Source organism: Clostridium sp. UBA871, assembly GCF_002295255.1.
GTDB lineage: Bacteria > Bacillota > Clostridia > Clostridiales > Clostridiaceae > Clostridium_J > Clostridium_J sulfidigenes.
The window spans coordinates 640128-663057 of record NZ_DBFV01000004.1; the positions used below are offsets into that span (position 1 = coordinate 640128).

27 protein-coding genes and 1 riboswitch are annotated in these 22930 nt (G+C 32.0%); all 27 genes read right to left on the minus strand.

All coding sequences use genetic code 11. From position 1 onward, the window contains the following. Positions 1–6 precede the first annotated feature (6 nt). The 27 genes from fliP to B3086_RS09220 all read right to left on the minus strand — a co-directional run bounded on the left by fliP (position 7) and on the right by B3086_RS09220 (position 22921). Positions 7–828 carry a flagellar type III secretion system pore protein FliP gene (fliP, locus tag B3086_RS09090; protein WP_346877383.1) on the minus strand — a complete coding sequence of 274 codons (822 nt, stop codon included), beginning with the start codon at positions 826–828 and terminating at the stop codon, positions 7–9. A gap of 32 nt (positions 829–860) precedes the next feature. Then, entirely contained in the window at positions 861–1202 is a 342-nt protein-coding gene (locus B3086_RS09095; protein ID WP_346877382.1) for a flagellar biosynthetic protein FliO, read from the minus strand. A gap of 7 nt (positions 1203–1209) precedes the next feature. Next, positions 1210–1707: a flagellar basal body-associated FliL family protein gene (locus tag B3086_RS09100; protein ID WP_346847895.1), complete on the minus strand. Its 498-nt coding sequence runs from the start codon at positions 1705–1707 to the stop codon at positions 1210–1212. Next, positions 1691–2425: an OmpA family protein gene (locus tag B3086_RS09105; RefSeq protein WP_346847894.1), complete on the minus strand. Its 735-nt coding sequence runs from the start codon at positions 2423–2425 to the stop codon at positions 1691–1693. The genes B3086_RS09100 and B3086_RS09105 overlap by 17 nt, the downstream gene beginning before the upstream one ends. Before the next feature lie 10 nt (positions 2426–2435). Further along, complete coding sequence (locus B3086_RS09110; protein ID WP_346847893.1) at positions 2436–3227, minus strand: motility protein A; 792 nt, start codon at positions 3225–3227, stop codon at positions 2436–2438. Continuing rightward, positions 3214–3429: a flagellar FlbD family protein gene (locus B3086_RS09115; RefSeq protein WP_346847892.1), complete on the minus strand. Its 216-nt coding sequence runs from the start codon at positions 3427–3429 to the stop codon at positions 3214–3216. Before B3086_RS09115 ends, B3086_RS09110 begins: the two co-directional genes overlap by 14 nt. A gap of 101 nt (positions 3430–3530) precedes the next feature. Beyond that, positions 3531–4589, minus strand: a complete 1059-nt coding sequence (locus B3086_RS09120) for a flagellar hook-basal body complex protein (RefSeq protein ID WP_346877380.1) — start codon at positions 4587–4589, stop codon at positions 3531–3533. A 43-nt stretch (positions 4590–4632) separates the two neighbouring features. Continuing rightward, on the minus strand, positions 4633–5334 hold the full coding sequence (locus B3086_RS09125; RefSeq protein ID WP_346877379.1) for a flagellar hook capping FlgD N-terminal domain-containing protein: 702 nt from the start codon (positions 5332–5334) through the stop codon (positions 4633–4635). A gap of 11 nt (positions 5335–5345) precedes the next feature. Then, entirely contained in the window at positions 5346–6677 is a 1332-nt protein-coding gene (locus B3086_RS09130; RefSeq protein ID WP_346877474.1) for a flagellar hook-length control protein FliK, read from the minus strand. 5 nt (positions 6678–6682) lie between these two features. After that, the gene (gene fliJ / locus B3086_RS09135) at positions 6683–7123 is read right to left on the minus strand and encodes a flagellar export protein FliJ (protein ID WP_346877378.1); all 441 of its coding nucleotides are present in this window, start codon (positions 7121–7123) and stop codon (positions 6683–6685) included. A 14-nt stretch (positions 7124–7137) separates the two neighbouring features. Beyond that, the gene (fliI, locus tag B3086_RS09140) at positions 7138–8445 is read right to left on the minus strand and encodes a flagellar protein export ATPase FliI (RefSeq protein ID WP_346893225.1); all 1308 of its coding nucleotides are present in this window, start codon (positions 8443–8445) and stop codon (positions 7138–7140) included. A 14-nt stretch (positions 8446–8459) separates the two neighbouring features. After that, on the minus strand, positions 8460–9227 hold the full coding sequence (locus B3086_RS09145; RefSeq protein ID WP_346877376.1) for a hypothetical protein: 768 nt from the start codon (positions 9225–9227) through the stop codon (positions 8460–8462). Beyond that, positions 9211–10224: a flagellar motor switch protein FliG gene (gene fliG, locus B3086_RS09150; protein ID WP_346847886.1), complete on the minus strand. Its 1014-nt coding sequence runs from the start codon at positions 10222–10224 to the stop codon at positions 9211–9213. Before fliG ends, B3086_RS09145 begins: the two co-directional genes overlap by 17 nt. Before the next feature lie 2 nt (positions 10225–10226). Then, the gene (gene fliF / locus B3086_RS09155) at positions 10227–11798 is read right to left on the minus strand and encodes a flagellar basal-body MS-ring/collar protein FliF (protein ID WP_346893227.1); all 1572 of its coding nucleotides are present in this window, start codon (positions 11796–11798) and stop codon (positions 10227–10229) included. Positions 11799–11814: 16 nt separating this feature from the next. Beyond that, positions 11815–12135 (minus strand): flagellar hook-basal body complex protein FliE, encoded by a 321-nt coding sequence (fliE, locus tag B3086_RS09160; RefSeq protein ID WP_346877374.1) that lies wholly within the window; start codon positions 12133–12135, stop codon positions 11815–11817. A gap of 19 nt (positions 12136–12154) precedes the next feature. Beyond that, positions 12155–12586 (minus strand): flagellar basal body rod protein FlgC, encoded by a 432-nt coding sequence (gene flgC, locus B3086_RS09165; RefSeq protein WP_346877373.1) that lies wholly within the window; start codon positions 12584–12586, stop codon positions 12155–12157. 2 nt (positions 12587–12588) lie between these two features. Then, entirely contained in the window at positions 12589–12969 is a 381-nt protein-coding gene (flgB, locus tag B3086_RS09170; protein WP_346877372.1) for a flagellar basal body rod protein FlgB, read from the minus strand. 414 nt (positions 12970–13383) lie between these two features. Continuing rightward, positions 13384–13466, minus strand: a riboswitch (cyclic di-GMP riboswitch). A 111-nt stretch (positions 13467–13577) separates the two neighbouring features. Then, entirely contained in the window at positions 13578–14423 is an 846-nt protein-coding gene (locus B3086_RS09175; RefSeq protein ID WP_346877371.1) for a flagellin, read from the minus strand. A 295-nt stretch (positions 14424–14718) separates the two neighbouring features. Next, positions 14719–14946 carry a nucleotidyltransferase domain-containing protein gene (locus B3086_RS09180; RefSeq protein WP_346877370.1) on the minus strand — a complete coding sequence of 76 codons (228 nt, stop codon included), beginning with the start codon at positions 14944–14946 and terminating at the stop codon, positions 14719–14721. Further along, positions 14943–15338: a nucleotidyltransferase substrate binding protein gene (locus B3086_RS09185; RefSeq protein ID WP_346893229.1), complete on the minus strand. Its 396-nt coding sequence runs from the start codon at positions 15336–15338 to the stop codon at positions 14943–14945. Before B3086_RS09185 ends, B3086_RS09180 begins: the two co-directional genes overlap by 4 nt. A gap of 211 nt (positions 15339–15549) precedes the next feature. Then, positions 15550–17295 carry a methyl-accepting chemotaxis protein gene (locus B3086_RS09190; RefSeq protein WP_346878719.1) on the minus strand — a complete coding sequence of 582 codons (1746 nt, stop codon included), beginning with the start codon at positions 17293–17295 and terminating at the stop codon, positions 15550–15552. Positions 17296–17457: 162 nt separating this feature from the next. Further along, on the minus strand, positions 17458–18276 hold the full coding sequence (locus B3086_RS09195; RefSeq protein ID WP_346893231.1) for an EFR1 family ferrodoxin: 819 nt from the start codon (positions 18274–18276) through the stop codon (positions 17458–17460). A gap of 89 nt (positions 18277–18365) precedes the next feature. Continuing rightward, the gene (locus B3086_RS09200) at positions 18366–19064 is read right to left on the minus strand and encodes an acylneuraminate cytidylyltransferase family protein (protein WP_346877366.1); all 699 of its coding nucleotides are present in this window, start codon (positions 19062–19064) and stop codon (positions 18366–18368) included. Positions 19065–19079: 15 nt separating this feature from the next. Further along, complete coding sequence (neuC, locus tag B3086_RS09205; protein WP_346877365.1) at positions 19080–20249, minus strand: UDP-N-acetylglucosamine 2-epimerase; 1170 nt, start codon at positions 20247–20249, stop codon at positions 19080–19082. Beyond that, positions 20243–21241 (minus strand): N-acetylneuraminate synthase, encoded by a 999-nt coding sequence (gene neuB / locus B3086_RS09210; protein WP_346878716.1) that lies wholly within the window; start codon positions 21239–21241, stop codon positions 20243–20245. The genes neuC and neuB overlap by 7 nt, the downstream gene beginning before the upstream one ends. Next, positions 21234–21869 carry an acetyltransferase gene (locus B3086_RS09215; RefSeq protein ID WP_346877363.1) on the minus strand — a complete coding sequence of 212 codons (636 nt, stop codon included), beginning with the start codon at positions 21867–21869 and terminating at the stop codon, positions 21234–21236. The genes neuB and B3086_RS09215 overlap by 8 nt, the downstream gene beginning before the upstream one ends. Continuing rightward, on the minus strand, positions 21869–22921 hold the full coding sequence (locus B3086_RS09220) for a nucleotidyltransferase family protein (RefSeq protein ID WP_346877362.1): 1053 nt from the start codon (positions 22919–22921) through the stop codon (positions 21869–21871). Before B3086_RS09220 ends, B3086_RS09215 begins: the two co-directional genes overlap by 1 nt. Between the last annotated feature and the right edge of the window lie 9 nt (positions 22922–22930).

Sequence of the window (22930 nt, forward strand, 5' to 3'; positions counted from 1 at the left end):
ACCTCTCTAAAATCCTAGTATTAAGGATTGACTTAACAAATTCCATCCATCTACTAATACAAATAAAAGTAATTTAAATGGCAGAGAAATCATAGCTGGCGGTAACATAAACATACCCATAGACATAAGAACACTAGCTGTTACAATGTCCACCAATATAAATGGTATAAATAACAAAAATCCTATTTCAAAGGCTGTTCTTAACTCACTTATAACAAAGGCTGGTACAATTGTATAAAGTGGAACATCATCATAATTATAAGTTTCCTTACCATCTGCATCCTTTTCTACTTTAATAGCGTCCTCTACCTTTCCAGCTTCAAGAAACAACTTTAAATCTTTTACTCTAGTTTGCTTTAACATAAATTCCCTCATGGGCTTTATCCCTTTATCTATAGCAACATCCATTGTTATTTCTTCCTTCATATAAGGCTGAACTGCCTTTTCATTAATTTCTGAAAAGGTAGGTGCCATTACAAAGAAAGTTAAAAATAAGGACAACCCAACAATTATTTGTTTTGGCAGTGATGTAGCTCCTATAGCACTCTTAAAGAAAGAAAGTACTGTTACAATTCTTATAAATCCTGTGGTCATTATAAGGATTGATGGAAGTATTGTAAGTACTGTTAGTACTAATAATAATTTTATATTGTCCACATATTCAGTAGGAGTTTTTGCATCCCCATCACCAAAAGATATATTTATATCTGGAATTGGCATGGTATCTCCAGTAGCATAAGCTACTTTACTACTAATTGAAATAACACAAAACACCAGTAGTATTAGCGTTATGGGTTTTATAAACTTTTTTAGATCAAATTTTTTCATATGTATTATCCCTTTATTCCTAAAATAATATTTTACTTTCTCCATTTAAGATACTTGTCTTTAAAAATTTGTTTTAACTCACTACTATTCTTTAATTTAATCATTTCAATTTCTTTATAATCTTCCCCTGCAACTTCTTCTACAATTTCTATTTTTCCTTGAGCTGAAGTTACTAAATAATATTTATCTCTTATCTTTACAATGAGCAGAGAGTTATCCTTACTAATGGTTAGTCTCTCTACTACTCTCATTGTAGATTTTCTGTTTATGTGACTATATTTCTCAACTGTCTTCCCTAGCCAAAGAATTAATCCTATAACTAATGGGAAAAATATTACAAGTTTTAATAAGGTTAAAATCAATTGACTATCCATAGGTCACCTATTGAACAATTATATCTGTGAAATAAATATTGGTTATCTTACCACTATTTAAAAGTTCATTTGCCTTTACGACTATCTCTTCTTTTAATAAAGCATCTCCCTCTGTTTTGAAATCCGTAGATTTCTTAGCTCTTAATACCTTATTTATACAGTCTCTTATTTGTGGAATCTTTGCTGTAAGTTCTTCTTGCAAATCCTTATTCTCTAAATTCGAACCTAAGGAAATTTTCACCTTTACAAATTTAGACTTTCCCTCATCACTTAAATTTACTAAGAACTCGTCTAAATTTAAGGTAGCTTCCTTTTCTACTACATTACTTTCACTAGTGCCATTATTATTTTTACCTACATTCTTTGTTGCAATGGTATATCCAACAAATACAGCTCCACTTATAAGTGCAAATATTACTATAGCGGTTACTATAATTAGAACTAATTTAGAACTTCCGCCCTTTTCTTTTTCTAACTCATTGCCATTACTATTTTTCTTGCTCATTTCCTTGCTCCTTTACATTAGTTACAACTATAATATTAACTCTTCTATTTTTAGCTCGACCTTCATCCGTATCGTTTTTTGCTATAGGTCTATACTCTCCACATCCCTGAGCTGAAAATCTTTGAGGATTTAAAATCTTTTTACTACCAAGAAAATAATCCAGTACGCTTAATGCTCTAGCAGAAGATAGATGCCAGTTATTTGGCATAGCTGGTGTGTTAATTGGTACATTATCTGTATGACCTTCAATTATAATCTTGTTATCTACCTTTCCAATTAAGTCACTAACCTTATCTAATACGTTTTTACTATCTGACCTTAGTTCTGCCTTTCCAGTATCAAAAAGCACCGAATCCTTCATCTGGATATTAAGACCTTTTTCATCTTCATATATTTGAACATCATTCTCTAAATCATTTTCCTTAATGTAAGTTAATACGTCCTCTAAAATTTCCAAGTCTTCATTTTCTTGAATATCCTCCACTGTAAGCTGTGGCTTTCCAACTATAGGTACATCACCACTACTTGAGTTAAATTCAAGTATGGACCTATCAGCCTTACCACTAAAAGCACTTTGCATGGCTACAGCTATCTGCTGAAATTTTTGTGAGTCTATAGTTGATAGTGAATAAAGTAAAACAAAGAAGGTTAATAGCAAAGTAACAGTATCTGCATAAGTAGCTAACCACCCATCAGTTTTTATGTCTTTCTTGGCCATAATTATTCACCTACTCTCCTTGATTAACACTACTTAAATACTTTACTCTATCCTCTGGTGATAAATATACTATCATTTTATCTTCAATTACCCTTGGGTTTACTCCTGATTGTATAGAAAGTACTCCTTCAATCATCATTTCCATTTGGTTTACTTCCTTAGATGTTTTATAATTTAGCTTTCCTGCTATAGGAAGTACAACTAAGTTAGCAAGCATTGATCCATAAAAAGTTGTAATAAGAGCCTTACCCATACCTGATGCTAAGTTGTCTGCATCTGATAGGTTAGCAAGCATTTGAATAAGTCCAATCAATGTTCCAATCATACCCATGGCTGGAGCATATGCTCCCCAAGTTGTGAACATAGATGCTGCATCTTCATGTCTTTTTTCTAATTCTTTAATTTCTAAAGTCATAACTTCTCTAATAGATTCAGGTTCAATACCGTCAACTATCATATTTAAGCCTTTTTTAACAAACTCGTTACTAATCTCTTGTATATCTTCTTCTAAAGAAAGTAGTCCATCTCTTCTAGCTTTTTTAGATAAATTAACAAATAGTGCAATATTATCTACCTTAGATGTTCCATCTTCTTTGAAAGCTTGTGCTGCAACCTTGATAAATCTTTTTATTTCATTCATTGGATAAGACATTAAAAGTGCACCGAAGGACCCTCCTACTGTTATAGCTAAGGATGGTACATCAAAGAATAGCTTTAACGATCCTCCATTTAGCATTCCATAAAATACAAGAACAATTGCAATCACAAAACCTATAGCTGTTAACATATCATTCTTCTTCATTGCTTTCCTCCAACCGTACATTTGCCCAGTATTTTCGTCTAAATTCTATAACCTTATCAACTATTTCTTTAGAACTTTCTTTAACTAAATACTTTTTTCCATTGACTAAGGTAATTACTGTCTCTGGGATTTCTTCAATTTTTTCAATGTGATTACTATTAAGAATAAATTTGTTTCCATTTAAGGGATTAACCTCTATCATATTCTCCTATACCTCCTATGATATAGTAAATTTACTTAAGCTAAGATCAATATAAGCACCGTCCTAGCCTAAGGAAAATCACATTTACATATTTAAATAAATTATCTTTTTAAATTTACAAGTTCTTGTAATATTTCATCTGCAGTAGTGATGATTTTACCGCAAGCCTGGAAAGAACGAGTTGCAACTATCATATCTGTAAACTGTGCAGATAAATCAACATTTGACATCTCTAAGAATCCATTTAAAACTTGTCCATAAGCCTTGCCATTGTCTTCTCTTGCACCTAAAGCAGCTTTATCAGTATATTTACCAACTCTAGCTAATGGATTTCCTGAGTTTGCTGAAGGAGAATACATATTATTTCCCTTTTGCTCAAGACCTTCATTGTTAGTAAATGACGCCATGGCAACTTGTCCAAGAACAGTAGTACTACCATCAGCAAGGACAGCCTTAATTAGTCCATCATTTTCTATAGAGAAACCTTGAATTCTAACATCTTCTCTTCTTCCTGTTGGATTTCCACCAGCATCTACTTCTGGATTTCCATCTTTATCAGTTACCAGCTTAGAAACAGTTTCTGGTATTTTAAGTGCTACTAATTCATTTTGATTAGCATTTAAGTTTTCGGATTCTCCATCTACATAATTAACTATTCCACCTAATGGAGATGTTGCTGTTCCATCACTTATAGCATAACCCATAATTCTATATCCATTAGAATTTAGAAGATTTCCCTTACTATCTACCTTAAATGAACCATCTCTTGTATAAAAGCTCTCTAAGGTTGTAGATTCCATACTTTGATCTGGATTAACTGTTATTGTGCCATTTTCTTTTCCTTTAGCTACTATAAAATATCCTGTTCCATCTACAGCTACATCATAAGGTCTTCCTGTTGGTTGCAGACTTCCTTGAGCCATGTTTGTTACTATACTTTGTATAGAAACTCCCATACCAACTCTAGAAGGGTTAACTCCTCCTAAGTTTAATCCTGGACCTGATGCTCCCTTATAACTTTGATACATACTATCCTGAAAAGTAACTGAAGATGATTTAAAGGAAGTAGTTCCTGAGTTAGCCACGTTATTTCCTATTACATCTAACTTTTTTTGATTTGCTCCTAAACCTGATATCCCTGAGTACATTGAATTTAACATATTATACTATCCCTCCGATTCTCTATTTTTTAATGTAATTTTATTAACCTTTTACTCCAATTACAGAGTCAAATAAGTAATCTCTGATTTCTATTTTTCCATCAACTTCAACTTCAACCTTAAGCTTTATGCCTTCTGCATCCCTATATACTTCTAGAACTTTCCCTGTAATACTCTTAGGCTTTACTGGCTTTTCTTCTTCCTTGCCATCTCCCTTAGGCTTTTCTACAGATGTATCTGCTGGCAATGCTATTTCAACAATTTTACCCATCAATGTTACTGCATTAGAGAAGGTTAAGTTATCCATATTTGGATCTCCCGAATCAATGACATCTGTAACTTGGCTATATTCATAATCTGTATATTTTCCATCTACACCTTCCACAGTAACATAAACGTCTCCCTTATGTTTATACACAGCCCTAACTACGCCACACTGAGGTACTCCATTAGCATCCAATGCATCTAAAGCTACAAATTTTCCAGTTAATCCTTGTGCAGATGAAAGAGTCATTGTAGAATTTAATGAACTCATCTGTTCAAGGGTTGTAAATTGAGCTAACTGTGAGACATATGCAGTAGTATCTTGTGATTGAGTTGGATCCTGATTAGAAAGCTCAGCAGCTAATATTTTAAAGAAGGAATTTTTGTCAAGTTCTGCCCCTGGTTTTACAATAGGCGTACCATTTTTAGTTTTGTTTCCTTCAACCCAAGGTGCTGTTGTATTATTAGTTGATATTGCCATTTCATCATCTCCTAAACTAGTAAATCTATCTCATTAGAGGCTTTCACATTAGCTTCAGGTATAACATCCTCTTCAACTATATTGACCTCTGACCCTTGTCTACCATTCTCACTACCTCTTTGTCCACCATTTTCATATGCTTTGCCTTGGTTGTTTCCATGAGCATAATAGGTAGTATCCTCTTCATAAAGTCCTATATCTACTGATTGTATTTTTATGTTGTTTCCATTTAGCTTTTCATTTATGTCCTTAAGTCCTAAAGCTAACATTTCTACAGTTTCCTTTGATGTAGCCTTAATCATTGCCTTTAAAGCACCTTGTTCCATACTTACAGATATGGATATTTCACCCAACTCTTTAGGATAAATCTTTACAGTTAAATCCTTAACCCCATTTTTATCCATGTATGATAAAGCTTTTATCACATCATTATTAAGATCACTCTTTGTAATAGCTATAGGCTTTTCACTAGATACTTCTCCTGATTTTTGTACACTATTTTCAAAGTATGACATAAAATCAGCAGCTCTTGTAACCTTTGAATCCTTCTCTTCACCATTAATTACTTTATTCAAAATAGCTGTTTCCTTTGAAAACTTACTATCTTTACTACTACTACTTTCTTCATTATCTTCTACTCTAGCTACTACACTACTTTTTTCTATAACATTAGCTTCCAGTTCTATTCTTCTAGGTATATTTAAAGGCTCCTCTTCTTTATTAGCATCTTTCATTGAAACTATTTTTTGTAACTGACTTATTAGATCATCATTATCTATACCTTCTTCTGCTGTTAATAGTTTCATAAGACTTTCACTACTATTGTCTAGCTCAGTAATATCTTCATTAATTAAAGTTAATAACTCTGTAAGTTTATTTTTCATGTCACTATTAATTGATGCTTCACTTAATAATTCTAATAAGCCATTTGCCCTTTTTTCACTTCCTAAAAGGTCTAATAAAGGTTGTAGTTCCACTTTACCTTCATTTCCACTGATAAGATCAGAAGAAACCATTTCATCCTTAGAAGGATCCTTCTTATTCAAAAGAGCTATTATTAGATTTATTAGTGACTGCATATCTTCTGAGGTACTTAGCTTTTCACCTTCATGAACTTCCTCAGAGCTCAATATGTAATCCTTCGAAGGCTCTTTAACTTTTTCTTGCTTAATAGAATTTACTGATTTAGTTTTAGAGCTTTCATTATCTGTACTGTAGTTTTTAAGTTCCTTGGAAAATTCCTTATTAGAATATCCTTTATTTCCTTCAGACTTTTTAACTTTATCACTAGTACTACTACCTTTATACAGGTCATTTCCAACACTAAATTGTGCCATTTCCATCAAATTTATCGCCTCCCACACTCACGTATAAATCCATAAAGTGCAAATTCATCATTTTGAATTTGTTCTATTCGATTTTCTTCTTTTATAAATGCTGCCTGATCCTTATCTTTTAATATGCCTACAATCTTTTTATTTACTTGAGCAGTAACTAATTCTTTCCTAGTGAGCTTCACTCTTTCTTCATCAGTTTTAAGCTTTTCTTGTGTAATATCAATAGTACTATTTAATAGATTTAAGTAATGATGCTGAATTTTTCTTTCAGTTACACTCATGTTATTATTCACAGTAGAGTATCTTTGGAAGCTATCCTCTAGACTTTTAAGTTCTTCTTCTACCCTGTTCTTATCCCTAAGGGCCTCCATAAAAACTATTTTTTTACCATCTTCTTCTTTTTCTCTTAAGTCCAATAACCTTTGTAATTTAAACTTATAAGTTTGTCCCAAAATTTACACCACCTTTATTTAAACATATTAATAAGCATGTCTTTACTAGCTTCAATTTCGCAACCTTCTTTTATCTCTTGAGTTAAAAATCCATTTATACTATCTATATATTCAATGGCCATATCTATTTTAGAATTACTTCCCTTTACATAAGCTCCTAGATTTATTAAATCTTCAGCTTCTTTATAAGAGGCCATTAAATCTCTAGCAAGTGAGGCAGCCTTTATATGGATTTCCTCTGCAATTTCTGGCATAAGTCTAGATACACTTTTAAGTACATCTATGGCTGGATAATGATTTTTAGTAGCTAACTCACGGCTTAAGACAATATGTCCATCTAAAATACCTCTTACCGCATCTGCAATTGGTTCATTAAAGTCATCTCCATCAACAAGGACGGTATAAAAAGCTGTAATAGATCCTTTATCAGACATACCGCTACGCTCAAGAAGTTTAGGTAACATTGCAAAAACCGAAGGAGTATATCCTTTAGTAGCTGGAGGCTCTCCTATAGCAAGACCAATTTCCCTTTGTGCCATAGCAAAACGTGTCACAGAATCCATCATAAGAATAACCTTTAATCCTTTATCTCTAAAGTATTCCGCAATGGCTGTAGCAGTAAATGCACCCTTTAGCCTAACAAGAGCCGGTTGATCAGATGTAGCACATACTACTACAGATTTCTTTAACCCTTCTGGACCTAGATCTTTTTCTATAAAATCTAAAACCTCTCTACCTCTTTCTCCTATTAGGGATATTACATTTACATCAGCCTTAGCTTCTCTAGCAATCATTCCAAGAGTAGTACTTTTTCCTACCCCTGAACCAGCAAAAATACCAATCCTTTGTCCTTCACCACAAGTAAGAAATCCATCAATGGCTCTTACCCCTGTAGGAAGAACTTCTTTAATTCTTCTTCTCTTCAATGGGTCTGGTGGCATAGCTTCCAAGGGATAATTCTTATAAAGTGACAATTCCTTTTCATCTAAAGGATTTCCAATTCCATCTAAAACTCTTCCTAAAAGTTCATCTGAACACTTTATGCTTAACTGCTTTCCTGTTCTCTCTACTCTGCATCCAGGAGATATCCCTATTAGGTTTCCAAGGGGCATAAGAATCAAATTTCCATCTTTAAAACCTACTACTTCACAGACTATAGTTTTGTTTTCCTCATTATATATGTGGAAAATTTCCCCTACAAAACCCTTAACTCCTTTTACTTCAATGGTAAGACCTATTATGTTTTTAACTATGCCTTCCATATGATTAAAATTTGTTTTACTAATACTTTTTTCAATGTCTCCTATATTCAAATTAATCATAATACCATCTTCCTCTATGCTTCCATGAGAATTTCCTTTAGTTTCTCTATGCTCCCCTTAATAGTAAAGGTGGTTTTTCCATCATCCTTTTCAACAACTAAGGTTCCATAATCTAAATAATTATCCTGTAAAACCACAACTTCTCCTCTGATGCCCATACTATGCTTGAATTCTTCTATCTTTGTCTCTATTTCTTCTAAATAGTTAGGTGCTACCCTTATAATTATCATCTTGGCATTTTTCTCTTCAGATAGGATGTTGAAAAGTAATCCATTTAGTGCTTCCTTACTTTCAAGCTCCTTTTTAAGCATATTTTCTACGGCATTTACAATAATTTTTCTAATGCCCATCTCCTTAGACTTAAGAAATTTATCATACTCTTCCTTAGCTTGATAAAGAATAAAATTTGCATTTCGAATTATTTCTTCACCTTTTTTTACTCCTTCATCATAAGCCTTGTCATAGCCTTCTTTATAACCAATACTATGGCCTTCTTCATAACCCTTATTAAATCCATCTTCCTTGGCTTCATATAGGATTTCTTCTACTTTTGCATTTGCATTTGCAAGAATAGCTTCCCCTTCTTTATGGGCATTTTCAACTATTTCTTCACCCTTTTTCTTTAGTTTTAGATACTCCTCCATGCTCCTAGGATTAGTATCCTCAAGCTCTATAGTCTCCTCTACTATGGGAGCTGGCTCTATATAAAAGTCTGTATCTATTGCCTTGGTTCCACTTTCACATACATTAACACTTTTTATTACCCTATAAGATGAGTGCATCGTCTCCACCTCTTACAATTGTTATTTCTCCAGCTTCATCTAGTCTTCTAATTAAGGCAACAATTTTTTGTTGAGCTTTTTCAACATCCATAAGTCTTACAGGTCCTAAGAATTCCATATCTTCTTTCAATGTAGCTGCTGCACGTTTTGAAAGGTTTCTTGATATAGTTTCTATTACTTGTTCTGAAGTACCCTTTAGAGCCATACATAGCTCCTTATTATCAACCTCACGTAAAATTCTTTGAATTTCCACATCATTGATAGTAATAATATCCTCAAATACAAACATAGATTCCTTAACTTTATCTGCAAGTTCCATATCTTCCCTTTCAAGACCTTCTGTAATGTTTTTCTCTGTAGTCCTATCAACTTGGTTAAGTATATTAACTAAAGATTGAACTCCTCCTATAACACTACTTTCACTAGTAACCACTGAAGATAACTTACTATTTAATACCTCTTCAATTTCTTTCACTACCACCGGATATATATTACTCATAGTAGCAACTCTAAAAGCAACTTCACTCTGTAATTCAGATGGAAGTGCAGACATTATCTGTCCCGCTTTGTCCGGCTGTAGATGACAAAGTATTAATGCTATAGTCTGAGGATGTTCTCCTGAAATTACATTCATAAGCTGAGTTGCATCGGCTTTTCTAGCAATAGAAAAAGGTCTAAACTGCTGTGAAAACTCTGTAACTCTCTCTAGAATATCGTTGGCCTTTTGAGTTCCTAAAGCTTTAGATAAAACGCTTCTAGCATACTCTACTCCACCTTCAAGAATATAATCCTTAGCCTTATTTAATTCCATAAATTCATCTAAAACAGCTTGTCTGTCCTCAGCTTTAACTGATGACATATTAGCAATCTCATAGGTTATCTTTTGTATATCTCTTTCATTTAATCTTTTTATTATTGCTGCAGATGCATCTGGTCCCAAAGAGATAAATAATATTGCTGCCTTTTGAATACCTGTAAATTTTTCTGTTTTAGCCATTACTATCTCCCTTCTTCATCAGTCATCCATGATTTTATAATATCCGCTACCTGTTCAGGTTTCTTTTCTGCATATTTTTTAACTTCTTTCATAATCTTTTCTCTTTCAGTTTCTGCTTCTAAATCTAAATCTTTGTATAAATCCGCCACTGTTTCTAAAGTTTCATCTCCTATAACTACATCTAGCCCTTCTATAGCCTCTTCATCTTCTTCATCATCTTCTTTTCTCTTACTTCTAATAATAGAAACAACTACAATAATAAGTATAAGTGCTATAACTGCTCCTACTCCTAAAGCAATAAGCTTAATCCTTCTAGATTTTGCTTCTGCTTCCTTCATAGCGTTAATTTCTTCTTCAGCTTGTGTTTTATAATCATCATTAAATGTTAAGCTTTCAACTGAAATTCCATCACCTCGTGCCTCATCAAAACCAATGGCATCAGATACTAAATTTTTTATAGTATTCTTAGTTGCATTATCCATATCTCCATTTACAACAACAGATGTGGTAATTCTCTCCACTTGACCTGGTGCCTTGACAACTGTTTCTTCACTCTTAGTATTATTAAAATTTCTTGTTTCTTCCGAATAGCCTGCTTTTTCAGTATCTTTTTCTGCATCTTGCTCATTAGTCATATTATTATCTACAGTACTTCCTGAAGTATTTTCAGTACCCTTACTATTGTCTTTAATAATATGCTCACTTACTACTGCGGATCCCTTTGGATCATATGTAACATTATTCTGCTTTACAGCGTCAAAATTAAGCTGTGCATTTACAGATACTTTTACATTATCTTTATATATTGGTTCTAATACATTTAAGATTTTCTTTTCATATTCTTTCTCAACTTTTTTAGTTGAATCAATTTGATTTTCTGTACTAGTAGCTTGGGTCCCTTTTTCATTATCAAACAAACCTTCCGTTAATAACTTTAGATTGTCTGATACTATTGTAACGTCTTCCTTATCTAAGTTTTCCACACTACCTGTTACTAAGTGTACAATAGCTTTAACTTGTTCAGGTGAAAGTTCATTTCCTGGCACTAACTTTACCGTTACTGAAGCACTAGCAGGAGTTGGTTTAGTTACAAAGGCTGAGTTGGTTGGTAAAACTAAGTTTACTTTTGCAGCCTCAACTTCTTCAAAACCCTTTATAGTTCTTTCAAGTTCTCCAGAAAGTGCTCTTTGATACATTATTCTTGATTCTTCATCTGTGGCCCCAATGCTACCCTTATCAAAAAGTTCGAAGCCTTGGCTTCCTTCTGTTATTTGAACCTCTGACAGCATTTCCATTCTCAGTTTATCTACTTGAGACTTTTCAACTAAAATGGAATTTCCTTCTATTTCATACTTAGTTCCTTTGCCCTCTAGATTGGCTATAATCTTTCCTGAATCTTGGGAATCCATATTTGAAAATAAAACCGTATACTTTGGTTTAAGTGATACATAAAGTAGTGTTCCTACTGCTATAAAAGTCACCACCGCAATTATCACTAAAGCTATCTTTCTAGTTTTCGACATGGAATTCCACTTATCTTTTATCTTCTTCATTAGCTCCGATAGCTTACTCATCTAATCCTTACCCCCATTATACTTGCATATTATTAAATTCCTTATAAGCATCAACTAGCTTATTTCTTATTTGAATAGCAAGCTCTAGGGACATAGATGCCTCTTCTGTAGCTAATACTACTTCATGGATACTTTTTTCTCCTGCAATATATCCTGTTACATTGTTATCTGCTTCAACTTGTAGATCGTTGACCTTTTGCAATTCATCCTTTATAACAGCTGCAAATCCTGTGCCACCCGAAGTGCTATTCTCTTCAGTATCCTTTTCTTTTACCCCATAAATTTCCCTTAGCTCATTTTGAAAAATTGTTGCATTTGGTATGTAATTGTTCATCATAAAGTACTACTCCCATCTTTTATTTACCTATTTCTAAAGTTTTTAAAAACATACTTTTTTGTGCGTTCATTGCATTGACATTGGCTTCATAAGCTCTACTTGATGCTATTAACTCCACCATTTCATTGGAGATATTTACATTTGGCATAGATACAAATCCTTCTTCATCCGCATCTGGATGACTTGGATTATATACTTTAATAAGTTCTGATTCATCATCTACAATGCCAACTGCTTTAACCCCATTTAACTTGTCCTCTACTTTTCCATTGCTTTTATTGTAGGCTTCCTTTAAGTTCTCTTGAAACATAGCAATCTTTCTTACATAAGGTTTCCCATCTTTTCCTCTAGTAGTTCCTGCATTAACAATATTAGAAGAGATAGTATCCATTCTTAATCTTTCTGCAGTAAGACCACTAGCTGAAATTCTCATTCCTCTAAATGCCTCCACTTTTAGTTCCCTCCTTTTATAACTCTACTTGTACTATTTAGCTTTCCACTGGCAAATCTAACTAAAGATTCATACATCATAGTATTAGCAGCTTGACTTGTCATTTCTGTTTCAATATCCACGTTATTACCATCTTCTCGCATAGATGCACTATCATCTCTTTTAACTTGTACATCTTTGCTTCCAATGCCTATATGTTTTTCATTTGTAGTTTTTAAATTACCATTAGCTGTTGACTCTTCCATAACCTGTTCGAAGGGAACATAATATCTCTTATAGTTTTTTATATTTACATTTGCAATATTATTAGCAATAACCTTATTAGCCTCAACAGTTACATTCATAGATTTTTTTAACAATCCATATACTTCATTTTGTGACATTTTATACCTCCATTTTCCACTTAAACATACTTAATGTTTATAAATTAGACATAAATACTTAAATCCCTTCTTTTTTTTGTTAGTTATACGATTTTTTATTTATTTTATACACTTTAAACTTACTTTAAATAGAAATAAATCTACAAAATTCATCATTAGTAAAAAACAGTATGGTAAAGATTGAATAATAATGGTTACATGTAATCTTATGTAAAATACTCATTGTAAAACATGAACCTGGGTAATCATTTACAATATGGTATATTTTATAAAGCCAATTGCAACTTTTATATGAAAAACTATAAATTTTATATAAAAAAAGCTACTCAAAAAGAGTAGCTTTTAATTACAACAAGGTTAAAATAAAAATATTATTTACTTCTATAATACCTAAAACAAAAAGTATACTTACTCTTTGGCAACTGGCTGGCATACCCTTAGGCTTAGCCCCTATAGCTTTGCGTCACTAACTTTCGTCAATTTTGCCTATTTAATTTTTTCACATATCTGCATTATATACTATATTTTTCTTCCATTCAACCTTTTAAACGTAAATTATTTACTTTTTACTTAAAATTCCTTATTTGCTACACGAAATTACTTTTTCTCTACCTATTAGGATATACATTGCTCAATATTTGTAGAATATCCTGTGGAAATTCATTACTTTGAGCCATCATAGCCATACCTGATTCCACTAAAATTGAGTTTTTAGCATATTCAACCATTTCTAGTGCTATATCAGTACCAGTAATTTCACCTTCTGCTCCTTCAACCTTACCTACTATTTCACTGGTATAATCTGCAGTAGACTCCATTCTATTACTTAGAGCTCCATACTTTCCTCTTCCAGAATTAAGCTTATCTATAGCATCATCTAAGCGTTCTAATCCATCATTCATATTCTCCACACTTATTTTATTGCTACCGTCAGCATTCACAAGTCCTAGTCCTGTAGATGTTAAATTATATGTTGGCAGTTTAGTTACATAGTCACTAGTTGCTCCAATAAGTAGATCCACTGTATCACCTGGATTATTTTTATCGGCTAACAGCTTTACACCATTCATCTCCGTATTATTAGCAGTATAAGTTATATGTTCTAGATTCTCATCTATTTCCTTTTGAATAACTGCTCTATCTTCCGGCGTAGTTGCTCCTCCAGCTTGAACCATAAGTTCTCTAGACCTTTGTAAGGCTTCACTTATACTTTGCATACCACCATCCATGGTTTGCATAAGACTTACACTATCTTGAATATTTCTAGTGGCCATTTGAAGACCTCTAATCTCTAACTTCAACTTATCACTCTTAGCCTTAGCATTAGGATCATCTCTATAGGTCTGTATCTTATTACCTGAACTAATACTACCATAAGCCTTAGATTGAGCTACTAAATTTTTAGTATAGCTATTAAATATCCTCATAGCGGACATATTTCTACTTAATCTCATTATCTCACTCCTCACAAAAATTACCACGGGGTCTGACCCCCAGGAATTTTTTTCCTTGGGGTCTGACCCCATGGAATAAAGTTCCATTTATTTAAACTATGTTGACAACTAAATCCATTTTACTTATCGTCACTTTTTATTAATTACTTTATGATTAGCAAAAGCATTAACAGCTATTTTTAGCCATTAATGCTTTTCCATTCTTTCACAAGTGCCCGTCACCTAGAAAAGATAACTTTCCCTACCCTATCTATATGTTCCTTTAATTCCTTATGCTTTAAATGTGAATAATCAACTATGTCAAAAAGTACGGCATAGGACTTTTTTCTTCCAGTATTGAATTAAGTTTTGATAAAATATCCAAATTTATATTTTCTCCATAGACAGCTATATCAATATCTGAGCCTGGCTTATAATTACCCTTAGCACGGGAACCAAATATAGATGCTTTTTCAATCTCATCAAATCCTCTTATAACACTAACTATATATTCTAAATCTAATTCTCTTAGCCCAAAACTCACTGTAATTCCTCCAATTTAGAATATAATTTTTTAATAATAGGATAATAGGATTTACGAATAAGCTCTACTGCTTCTTCAGCCACTTCTTCATTATAAGTATATGACATTAAGTTTCTCTTTTCCAATGCATCAATCCATATATGTCCATCTTCAATCAACTGAATTTGAAAAACAGTTTTTATCATTCCCCTTGGACTTTTTACTTCAAATCCTTCTAATTCAAGATAATCTTTCATAGTCTTCCATGCTAATTCAAAAGTATATTCAAAACATTTTATTAAACCTTGAACTTCAAATTTATTAAGGTCACCTTTTTCTATAAACTCCGTTAGTTGTGATGTAGCCTTTTTATAATTAGAAAATCTCTGTTTCCAGCGAATATCATTGTTCATATAAAGCCACCTGTAAAGCCACCTGCTTTTTAATTATTTTTTCTCTTAAAACCATAGTATATTCATCTTCATACTATTTTATTATACCATGTAAAATGCAGGGATTGAACCATTCTTTTACAAATGCCTGTGACCAAATTTAATTGAAAAAATCACCATAGGGTCAGACCCCCAGGAATTCTTTTCCTCGGGGTCTGACCCCGTGGAATATTTATACTGTAAATTTATTGATAATACCTTGTAGTTCATCTATAATATTTACCAATCCTTCACTACCATTGGCTATTTCTTCGATACTTGCTGATTGTTCTTCTATAGCTGCTGAAGCTTCCTCAGTTCCTGCTGCATTTTCTTCTGCTATAGCAGATAGATTTTGCATTAAGTCTACAAGCTTTTCTTTATTTTCATTCATTTTTTCTGATGATTCATTAAGCTTATCTATAACATTATTAGTTATTTCTATAGAATTTGATATTCTATGAAATTTTTCTTCAGTTTTTTCTACACTTTCAGATTGGGAATCAATTATCCCTTTTACTTCTTTCATTCTATTTACTGCATTTTCAGATTTTAATTTTAACTCTTCTATTACAGTTTTGATTTCTCCTGTAAAATTATTAGATTCTTCAGCAAGTTTTCTTATCTCTTCTGCTACTACGGCAAAACCTCTTCCATGCTCGCCTGCTCTTGCTGCTTCAATAGCTGCATTCAAAGCAAGTAGATTTGTTTGTTCCGATATAGACTGAATCATTGTACTTGCCTTTTCTATCTTTTCTGCACTTTCGTTATTACTTAATATAATTTCATACACCTGTTTAGAAGCATTATTACTTTCTCCCGTTTTTAATACTAAATCTTTTAATATAATAAAACCTTCTTCTTTTTCCTTTTCTATATCCTTTGCTGCGTTATTTAATTCCTCTGTATATTCTTTATTCTCTTCTAGTAAACTACCCATTTCTTCTACACTTAAAGCTGCTTCTCCTGTATCTTGAGCTTGGCTACTTGCTCCACTAGCTATATTTTCTATAGTTCTTGATATTTCTTCAGAAGCTATGGCTGACTGTTCTGCTGTTGCTGTTAGTTCCTGGGAAGTTGCCACTACCTTTTCTGCACCTTCTGAAGTTTTTATAACAAAGTCTCTTACATTGTCCTCCATAACCTTCAGAGAATTTGCCATAATTCCTATTTCATTTTTCCTTTTCATATATTTTAATGTTTCATCTTTTTCATTAAACTTAAAGTCTAAATTTGACTGTTTTTTTATAGTATTAGTTAAAGCAACTATAGGTTTTGTAATTGATGCCCCTAAGCTATAGCTTATAGCAACAGATATAAGTAGTCCAATAACAATTACTATAACTACCGATTTTATGGTAGATAATACACCTTCATTATATATATCTAAAATTGATTCTACAGATTTTCCAACATAATAAATACCAATGACTTCATTATTATCACCAAAAATAGGTGCATATTTTGTCATATACTTTTCACCTAATATATCAGCTTCTCCAAAATATTCATTCCCCTTTGAAATCTCTTCATAGGCTTTACCACTAGCATCCAATTTTGTTCCAATAATTCGTTCCCCTTTATCATCTCTAATTGTGGTCAAAACTCTCACATAATCATCACCAGACTTAGCAAAGACAGTAGCAAGTATATCCATACCTTCCGCTAATTCGTCAATAAACTCATAGTCACCATCAATGGGCTTACCATTAGAGTCTATAAGTTTCCCATCATCATTAAGACTTAATGTACCAAACTGCTCCTTAAGATAAATATCTAGCACACTATAACCTGAACCTATTGCATCTTCTGATTGTTTGTTTATAATATTTTTAGTAACACTAAATGACTTAAAAAGTCCCATAAACATCATAGACAACGAAATAATTATAATAATAGTAAGAATAATAGTAGTTATTTTCCATTTTAAGCTTTTCATAAATTTAATCTCCTCTGTCACAAAATTTTAGTAATATATAATTAAAATTAATAATATTATCGATATTTAACATTATAACTTTATGGTTTTTTTAAAACTTTATCACATATAAAAAGCATTAACAGCTATTATTAGCCATTAATGCTTTTTACAATTATCTGTTTACAAAAATAATTCTGGTTCTTTTCTATGTATAAAATTTATTTCTAATTCTTCTTTGTGCTTTAAATATCCAATATCATCAAAATACTTTGCTTCTACAGGACATTTTTTAATACATGCACAACATTTAATACAAATTCCATTAACTTTAGTCACATCTTCAAGATCAACAGAGCCCATGGTACAAACACTAGCACAAAGTTTACAATCTATACAACTATCCTTAGTTTTGGGCTTCACCTTTCTTATATCAATAGGCTCTCCCTTTTCATCCCTAGGCATATAATAATTTCTATAAGGCTTTTGTTCATTTATTAATAGATCCTGTCCATCTTCTCCAGCAGCAATTTTACTATATATTTTATCAGCAAAATTCCTAACTATATCCATATCCTTTTCATCAGGTCTATTCTTAGCTAAGGTTTTAGAAAAAGAATGTTGTCCTATAAATGCAGCCCCCACAATAACCCTAAAGCCATCTAGTTCTAATATATCTCTTAACTCTATCAAAGCATCATCATAATTTCTATTTCCATAAACCACCACTGCGACAGCCAACGCACCATTACCCACAATAGAATTTATATACCTTAAAAGCACATTAGGCACTCGCCCTGCATAAACTGGAACTCCTACAATAACAATATCATCCTTTGAAAAAGATACAGATTTCTCCCTTATCTTTGGTAAGGTAAAATCAATACTATTTATGCTTTCCTTTAGGTTCATATCTTCCGAAAGTCCTTCTGCTATACCAGATATTACTTTCTTAGTTGTATCTGTAGCACTAAAATATAGTGTGTTTAGTTTATAATGCAAATTTATCACCTCTTAATGAATGAAAGACCAGTATGAATATTCCATAGCATTATGCTAAGTGATATTTGACCTCAACATAATTAGCTCAATTATATATTTTGGGCCATAATATATTCTGCAATTCTAAAATCTAGCTCTGTATCAATATCTATTGAGCTTTCTCTACTCATAATGTATGCTTTGCTTTTCTTTCCGTAGAAATCCCTTTCGCTTAAATATTTTTCAACATTAGATATATATATTGAACCATTTATACGATAATACTTTTTGTCATCTTGCCTTCGAGTTGCACTGTTTTTATTTATAAAACCTTCTAAAGATAAACTATCACTCAATGTATTATATATACTTAAAGAATGTTCAGCCTCACAAACACTTACTACAGAATCTAATTTGTTTTCTATTAATAAATCTAATGATTTTTTTATGTCTAAAGCTTTTCTTAGGGGTGAAGTAGGTTGTAGTAACATAAAATAATCATATACTTTCCCTAACTCCTTTAATCTTTGAATGGTATACACAATCATATCTGTACTACTAGCTATGTCGCTAGCTAATTCATCTGGTCTTAAAAATGGTATACTTGCTCCATATCGTTTAGATATATTGGCATACTCTTCTGAATCAGTAGAAACAACTATATCGGTAAATATATCACTTTCAATAGCAGCTTCAATGGTATATGCTATTAATGGCTTATCATTTAATAATTTTATATTTTTATGCCTTAGCCCCTTAGAACCGCTTCTTGCAGGTATTATTGCTAAGATTCTTTTATTACTATACATTTATACCTTTACCTTTCACATCATATTTATATCGTAAAAAGTTTTTTTTAACTCTATCTCTTTGCTTAACGCTTTTTTTATTTCATATAGTATTTTGTTAGATGTATCTCCATCTCCATATGGATTTTCAATCTTTGATATTTTATCTTTAAATTCTTTACTTAGTCCTCTTTTTATTGCTTTAATAATATCACTTTTAATAGGGTCACAATTGATTACCGTTTTAGCTTGCAATCTTCCCTTTTGTCTATCACCAATATTTATAGTAGGGATATTAAAGGAAGGAGCTTCTATAATTCCACTAGATGAATTCCCTATTACCATACTACAATACTTCATAGCACTTAAATATTTTAGTTGTCCCATAGAAACAAAACCAATATATTTCTCTGGGTTTTTAGATATAAATTCATCTATCTTTCTATTTATTTTTCTCCCCTCATTATCAGAATTAGCTTTTGTAATTATAAATTTCATATCATCAAATTCTTCTAAAGCACCTAATAACTCTGTAATCTGTATCTCTGCTAATCCTTGTTCTAGTGTAACTGGATGAAATGTAACAAGCGCAAATTTTTTATTCAAAACAAAATTTATACTTTTTTCTATCTCTTCCTGGGATAATAATTTTAATACTTTAATATTTTCTATTCCTATAGCTCCAACATTGAAAACTCTATGAGGCTCTTCCCCTAACTGCATTACCCTCTTTCTATAACTTTCAGTACTTGTAAAATGAAGATAACTCAATTTAGTTATGCAGTGCCTAAATACATCATCCTGTGCTCCCTCGGTTATCTCTCCTCCATGTATATGTGCTATAGGAACATTAGCTACCATAGCTGAAATACTTGCAGCCAATATTTCATATCTATCACCAAGTACAATTACCATGTCAGGCTTAGTTCTATTAATATACTCACTAAAGCTAATAATAGCTAATCCCATTGCTTTTGAAGTAGCTACATGTGAATCTGAACTTAGTAATATTTCTATTTTTTCATCAATAACTATGCCATCTTCTTCAATCAATTTATATGTAAGTCCAAATTCTGTTGACATGTGCATTCCTGTAACAACCAATTTTAAATCTATCTCTTTATCATCTATCATTTTCATTATTAACGGCTTCAGTAATCCATATTCAGCTCTTGTTCCAGTAATCACACATATTCTTTTTACCATTGAATTAGATCATCCTTTCTATAATCTTTTTTAGAAACCATACCAATTATAGCGTGCCACATCTTGGGGTTTATTCCACTTGCAGGTCTCTTAACAGTTAAATTTTTTTCTGTGAAAACTTCACCGCATTTTATATCTACACTAGCAACGATACTTTTCCTTACTATCTTCTTATTTTCTTTTTCTACAGTGGTGGGATACTTGATTCCATCTCCAAGAGCCTTTTCTATATTTCTAATAGACTTAATCATCATCCTAAGCTCATCTGGATTTAAACTAGCTAAATGATCAGGTCCTTCCATAGTTTTATCAAGTGTAAAATGTTTCTCTATTACCTTTGCTCCCATTGCTACAGCTGCAATTGAAACCTCTATTCCTTCTGTATGATCAGAGTATCCAACATCAACCTTAAATGCTTCTTTTATTGTCTCCATTGCTTTCAAATTTACATCATTCATATTAGTAGGATAATCTGTATTACAATGTAATACAATAATTTCATTATTACCATTATTTCTTAGAGTGCTTAAAGCAAATTCTATGTCTGATAAATCACTCATTCCTGTAGATAAGATAATCTTTTTACCTATTCTAGCTACCTTTTCAAGGTAAGGTACATTTTCTATTTCTCCAGATGGAATTTTAAATACTTCAATTCCCAAGTTATCTAAAAACTCTATACTTTCTATATCAAATGGTGATGATAAAAACATTATATGTCTCTTTTTACAATATTCTACCAACTCTCTATATTCAGCGTAATCCAATTCTAACTTTTTCAGCATTTCAAACTGCGAAGTCTCTTCGCTTAAATTTCTTACTTGATATTTAGCTTGTTTAGCATTCTTAGTCACTAAATTTTCCGCTTTAAAGGTTTGAAACTTAACTGCATCAGCTCCTGCTATTACTGCTTCATCTATTAACTTTTTTGCTACTTCAACACTTCCATTATGATTAACACCAGCTTCTGCAATAATAAATACCTTATTCATATTCTTTCCCCCTTGCTGGATTTCCATATACTTTAGATACTTTATCTATTGAATTAATTACTACGGATCCTGCTCCAATTACAGTACTTTTGACTACACTTATTCCCTCAATAATAGTAGCATTTGTTCCTACATGACAATACTTTTCTATGGTCACTCCTCCGCTCAGAGTTGCTCCTGGAGCAATATGTACAAAATCTCCAACTAGGCAGTCATGCTCAACTATAGCTCCTGTATTTATAATAGCTTGTTTCCCTATTATAGCTTCTGCATTTACTATAGCACCTTTTCCTACAAAAGTTCCTTCACCTATACCACATTCTTCCGATACAATAGCCGTTTTATCTATTATAGCTGGAAATTTAAATCCTATTTTACTTAGCATATCATATAAAGTAATTCTTAATTTAGGATTTCCAATACTTCCAACTGTAATAAATGCATATTCAACACCTTGATTATGCATATCTTGTAATATATAATCCGTTCCAAGTATCTTAACATTAAGTATCTCCCCTTTGTCAACAGGATCTGTAATACCTACTATTTCAAATTCATTTTTACTTCTTATGGAGTCAATGACACTTTTACAGTGCCCTCCTCCACCTACTAATACAATCTTTTTCATTAACCTTCCTCTAATCTTTTCATCATTTCTTGCATTTCATCTGGTTGTCCCATATCCATCCAAGCTCTCTCTGTTATTGGATAAACTCCAACTTTCATTCCTTTATCCATACATTCTTTTGCTATATCAGGTAAGTGAATAAATGTGTCTTCCTTTATTAATTGTAGTGCCTCAGGCTCTATTATGTACATTCCTGTATTAGTTAAAAATGAATACTCAGGTTTTTCTACCATACTCTGTATATTTCCTTCATTATTTAAATTAACTACACCATAAGGTATTACCATATTTTTAACTGCACATACCATAGTAATAAAGTTTTTATTTTCTTTATGATACTCATACATGGCTTCATAATCACTATCTATTAATATATCACAGTTAGATACAAAAAATGTGCTCTTTATTTTATCTTTAAGAAAATAAAGGCTCCCTCCAGTACCTAGCGGTTTATCTTCTTCTATATAGTATATATTATAATTCTTAACTACTTCTTCAAAATATGCTTTAATCATATTTTTCTTATAATTAACGGTTAAATAATATTCATTACATCCAAATTCCTTAAATCTATTAATTATTCTTTCTACTATAGGTATATCACCAATAGGTATAAGAGGCTTAGGTAAAATTTTAGTGTAAGGATATAACCTAGTGCCTAACCCTCCAGCCATAATTACCACTGGTATATCTAATGAAGGCTTCTTCTCAACACTAGACATATCCAAGTCGTTCCAAAATATTATTGATTTTACTTCCCCTTCAATACTAACTACAGGTATAGAACTAATTGAATATTTCTTCATAAGTCTTTTAGCTTTATATCTCTCTGTTTCTGTTATATATTTAGGCGAATAGTTAGCAATTTCTTTTACAGGTGCCGACAAATCCCCACTCTTTAAAATCCATCTTCTTATATCGCCATCTGTAAGTATAGCCTTTAACTTATTATCTTCTGTTATAAGTAAAACCTGCTTGGCAGTTTTATCTAAAATCTTAGCAGCTTGTCTTATACTTATCTCTTCATTTATTATTATATCCTGAATATTCATAGCTATATC

Bases quoted from the DNA above. Each gene is read 5' to 3' on its own strand.
- B3086_RS09190 (WP_346878719.1), bottom strand. From the start codon at position 17,295: ATGAAAAGCTTAAAATGGAAAATAACTACTATTATTCTTACTATTATT.
- B3086_RS09115 (WP_346847892.1), bottom strand. From the start codon at position 3,429: ATGATAGAGGTTAATCCCTTAAATGGAAACAAATTTATTCTTAATAGT.
- B3086_RS09145 (WP_346877376.1), bottom strand. From the start codon at position 9,227: ATGCACTCATCTTATAGGGTAATAAAAAGTGTTAATGTATGTGAAAGT.
- fliI (WP_346893225.1), bottom strand. From the start codon at position 8,445: ATGATTAATTTGAATATAGGAGACATTGAAAAAAGTATTAGTAAAACA.
- B3086_RS09110 (WP_346847893.1), bottom strand. From the start codon at position 3,227: ATGAAGAAGAATGATATGTTAACAGCTATAGGTTTTGTGATTGCAATT.
- fliP (WP_346877383.1), bottom strand. From the start codon at position 828: ATGAAAAAATTTGATCTAAAAAAGTTTATAAAACCCATAACGCTAATA.
- fliF (WP_346893227.1), bottom strand. From the start codon at position 11,798: ATGAGTAAGCTATCGGAGCTAATGAAGAAGATAAAAGATAAGTGGAAT.
- B3086_RS09185 (WP_346893229.1), bottom strand. From the start codon at position 15,338: ATGAACAATGATATTCGCTGGAAACAGAGATTTTCTAATTATAAAAAG.
- flgB (WP_346877372.1), bottom strand. From the start codon at position 12,969: ATGTCACAAAATGAAGTATATGGATTGTTAAAAAAATCTATGAATGTA.
- B3086_RS09200 (WP_346877366.1), bottom strand. From the start codon at position 19,064: ATGTATAGTAATAAAAGAATCTTAGCAATAATACCTGCAAGAAGCGGT.
- B3086_RS09175 (WP_346877371.1), bottom strand. From the start codon at position 14,423: ATGAGATTAAGTAGAAATATGTCCGCTATGAGGATATTTAATAGCTAT.
- B3086_RS09220 (WP_346877362.1), bottom strand. From the start codon at position 22,921: ATGAATATTCAGGATATAATAATAAATGAAGAGATAAGTATAAGACAA.
- fliE (WP_346877374.1), bottom strand. From the start codon at position 12,135: ATGATGAACAATTACATACCAAATGCAACAATTTTTCAAAATGAGCTA.
- B3086_RS09105 (WP_346847894.1), bottom strand. From the start codon at position 2,425: ATGGCCAAGAAAGACATAAAAACTGATGGGTGGTTAGCTACTTATGCA.
- B3086_RS09215 (WP_346877363.1), bottom strand. From the start codon at position 21,869: ATGAAAAAGATTGTATTAGTAGGTGGAGGAGGGCACTGTAAAAGTGTC.
- neuC (WP_346877365.1), bottom strand. From the start codon at position 20,249: ATGGTAAAAAGAATATGTGTGATTACTGGAACAAGAGCTGAATATGGA.
- fliG (WP_346847886.1), bottom strand. From the start codon at position 10,224: ATGGCTAAAACAGAAAAATTTACAGGTATTCAAAAGGCAGCAATATTA.
- neuB (WP_346878716.1), bottom strand. From the start codon at position 21,241: ATGAATAAGGTATTTATTATTGCAGAAGCTGGTGTTAATCATAATGGA.
- B3086_RS09120 (WP_346877380.1), bottom strand. From the start codon at position 4,589: ATGTTAAATTCAATGTACTCAGGGATATCAGGTTTAGGAGCAAATCAA.
- B3086_RS09095 (WP_346877382.1), bottom strand. From the start codon at position 1,202: ATGGATAGTCAATTGATTTTAACCTTATTAAAACTTGTAATATTTTTC.
- B3086_RS09130 (WP_346877474.1), bottom strand. From the start codon at position 6,677: ATGGAAATGGCACAATTTAGTGTTGGAAATGACCTGTATAAAGGTAGT.
- B3086_RS09125 (WP_346877379.1), bottom strand. From the start codon at position 5,334: ATGGCAATATCAACTAATAATACAACAGCACCTTGGGTTGAAGGAAAC.
- B3086_RS09100 (WP_346847895.1), bottom strand. From the start codon at position 1,707: ATGAGCAAGAAAAATAGTAATGGCAATGAGTTAGAAAAAGAAAAGGGC.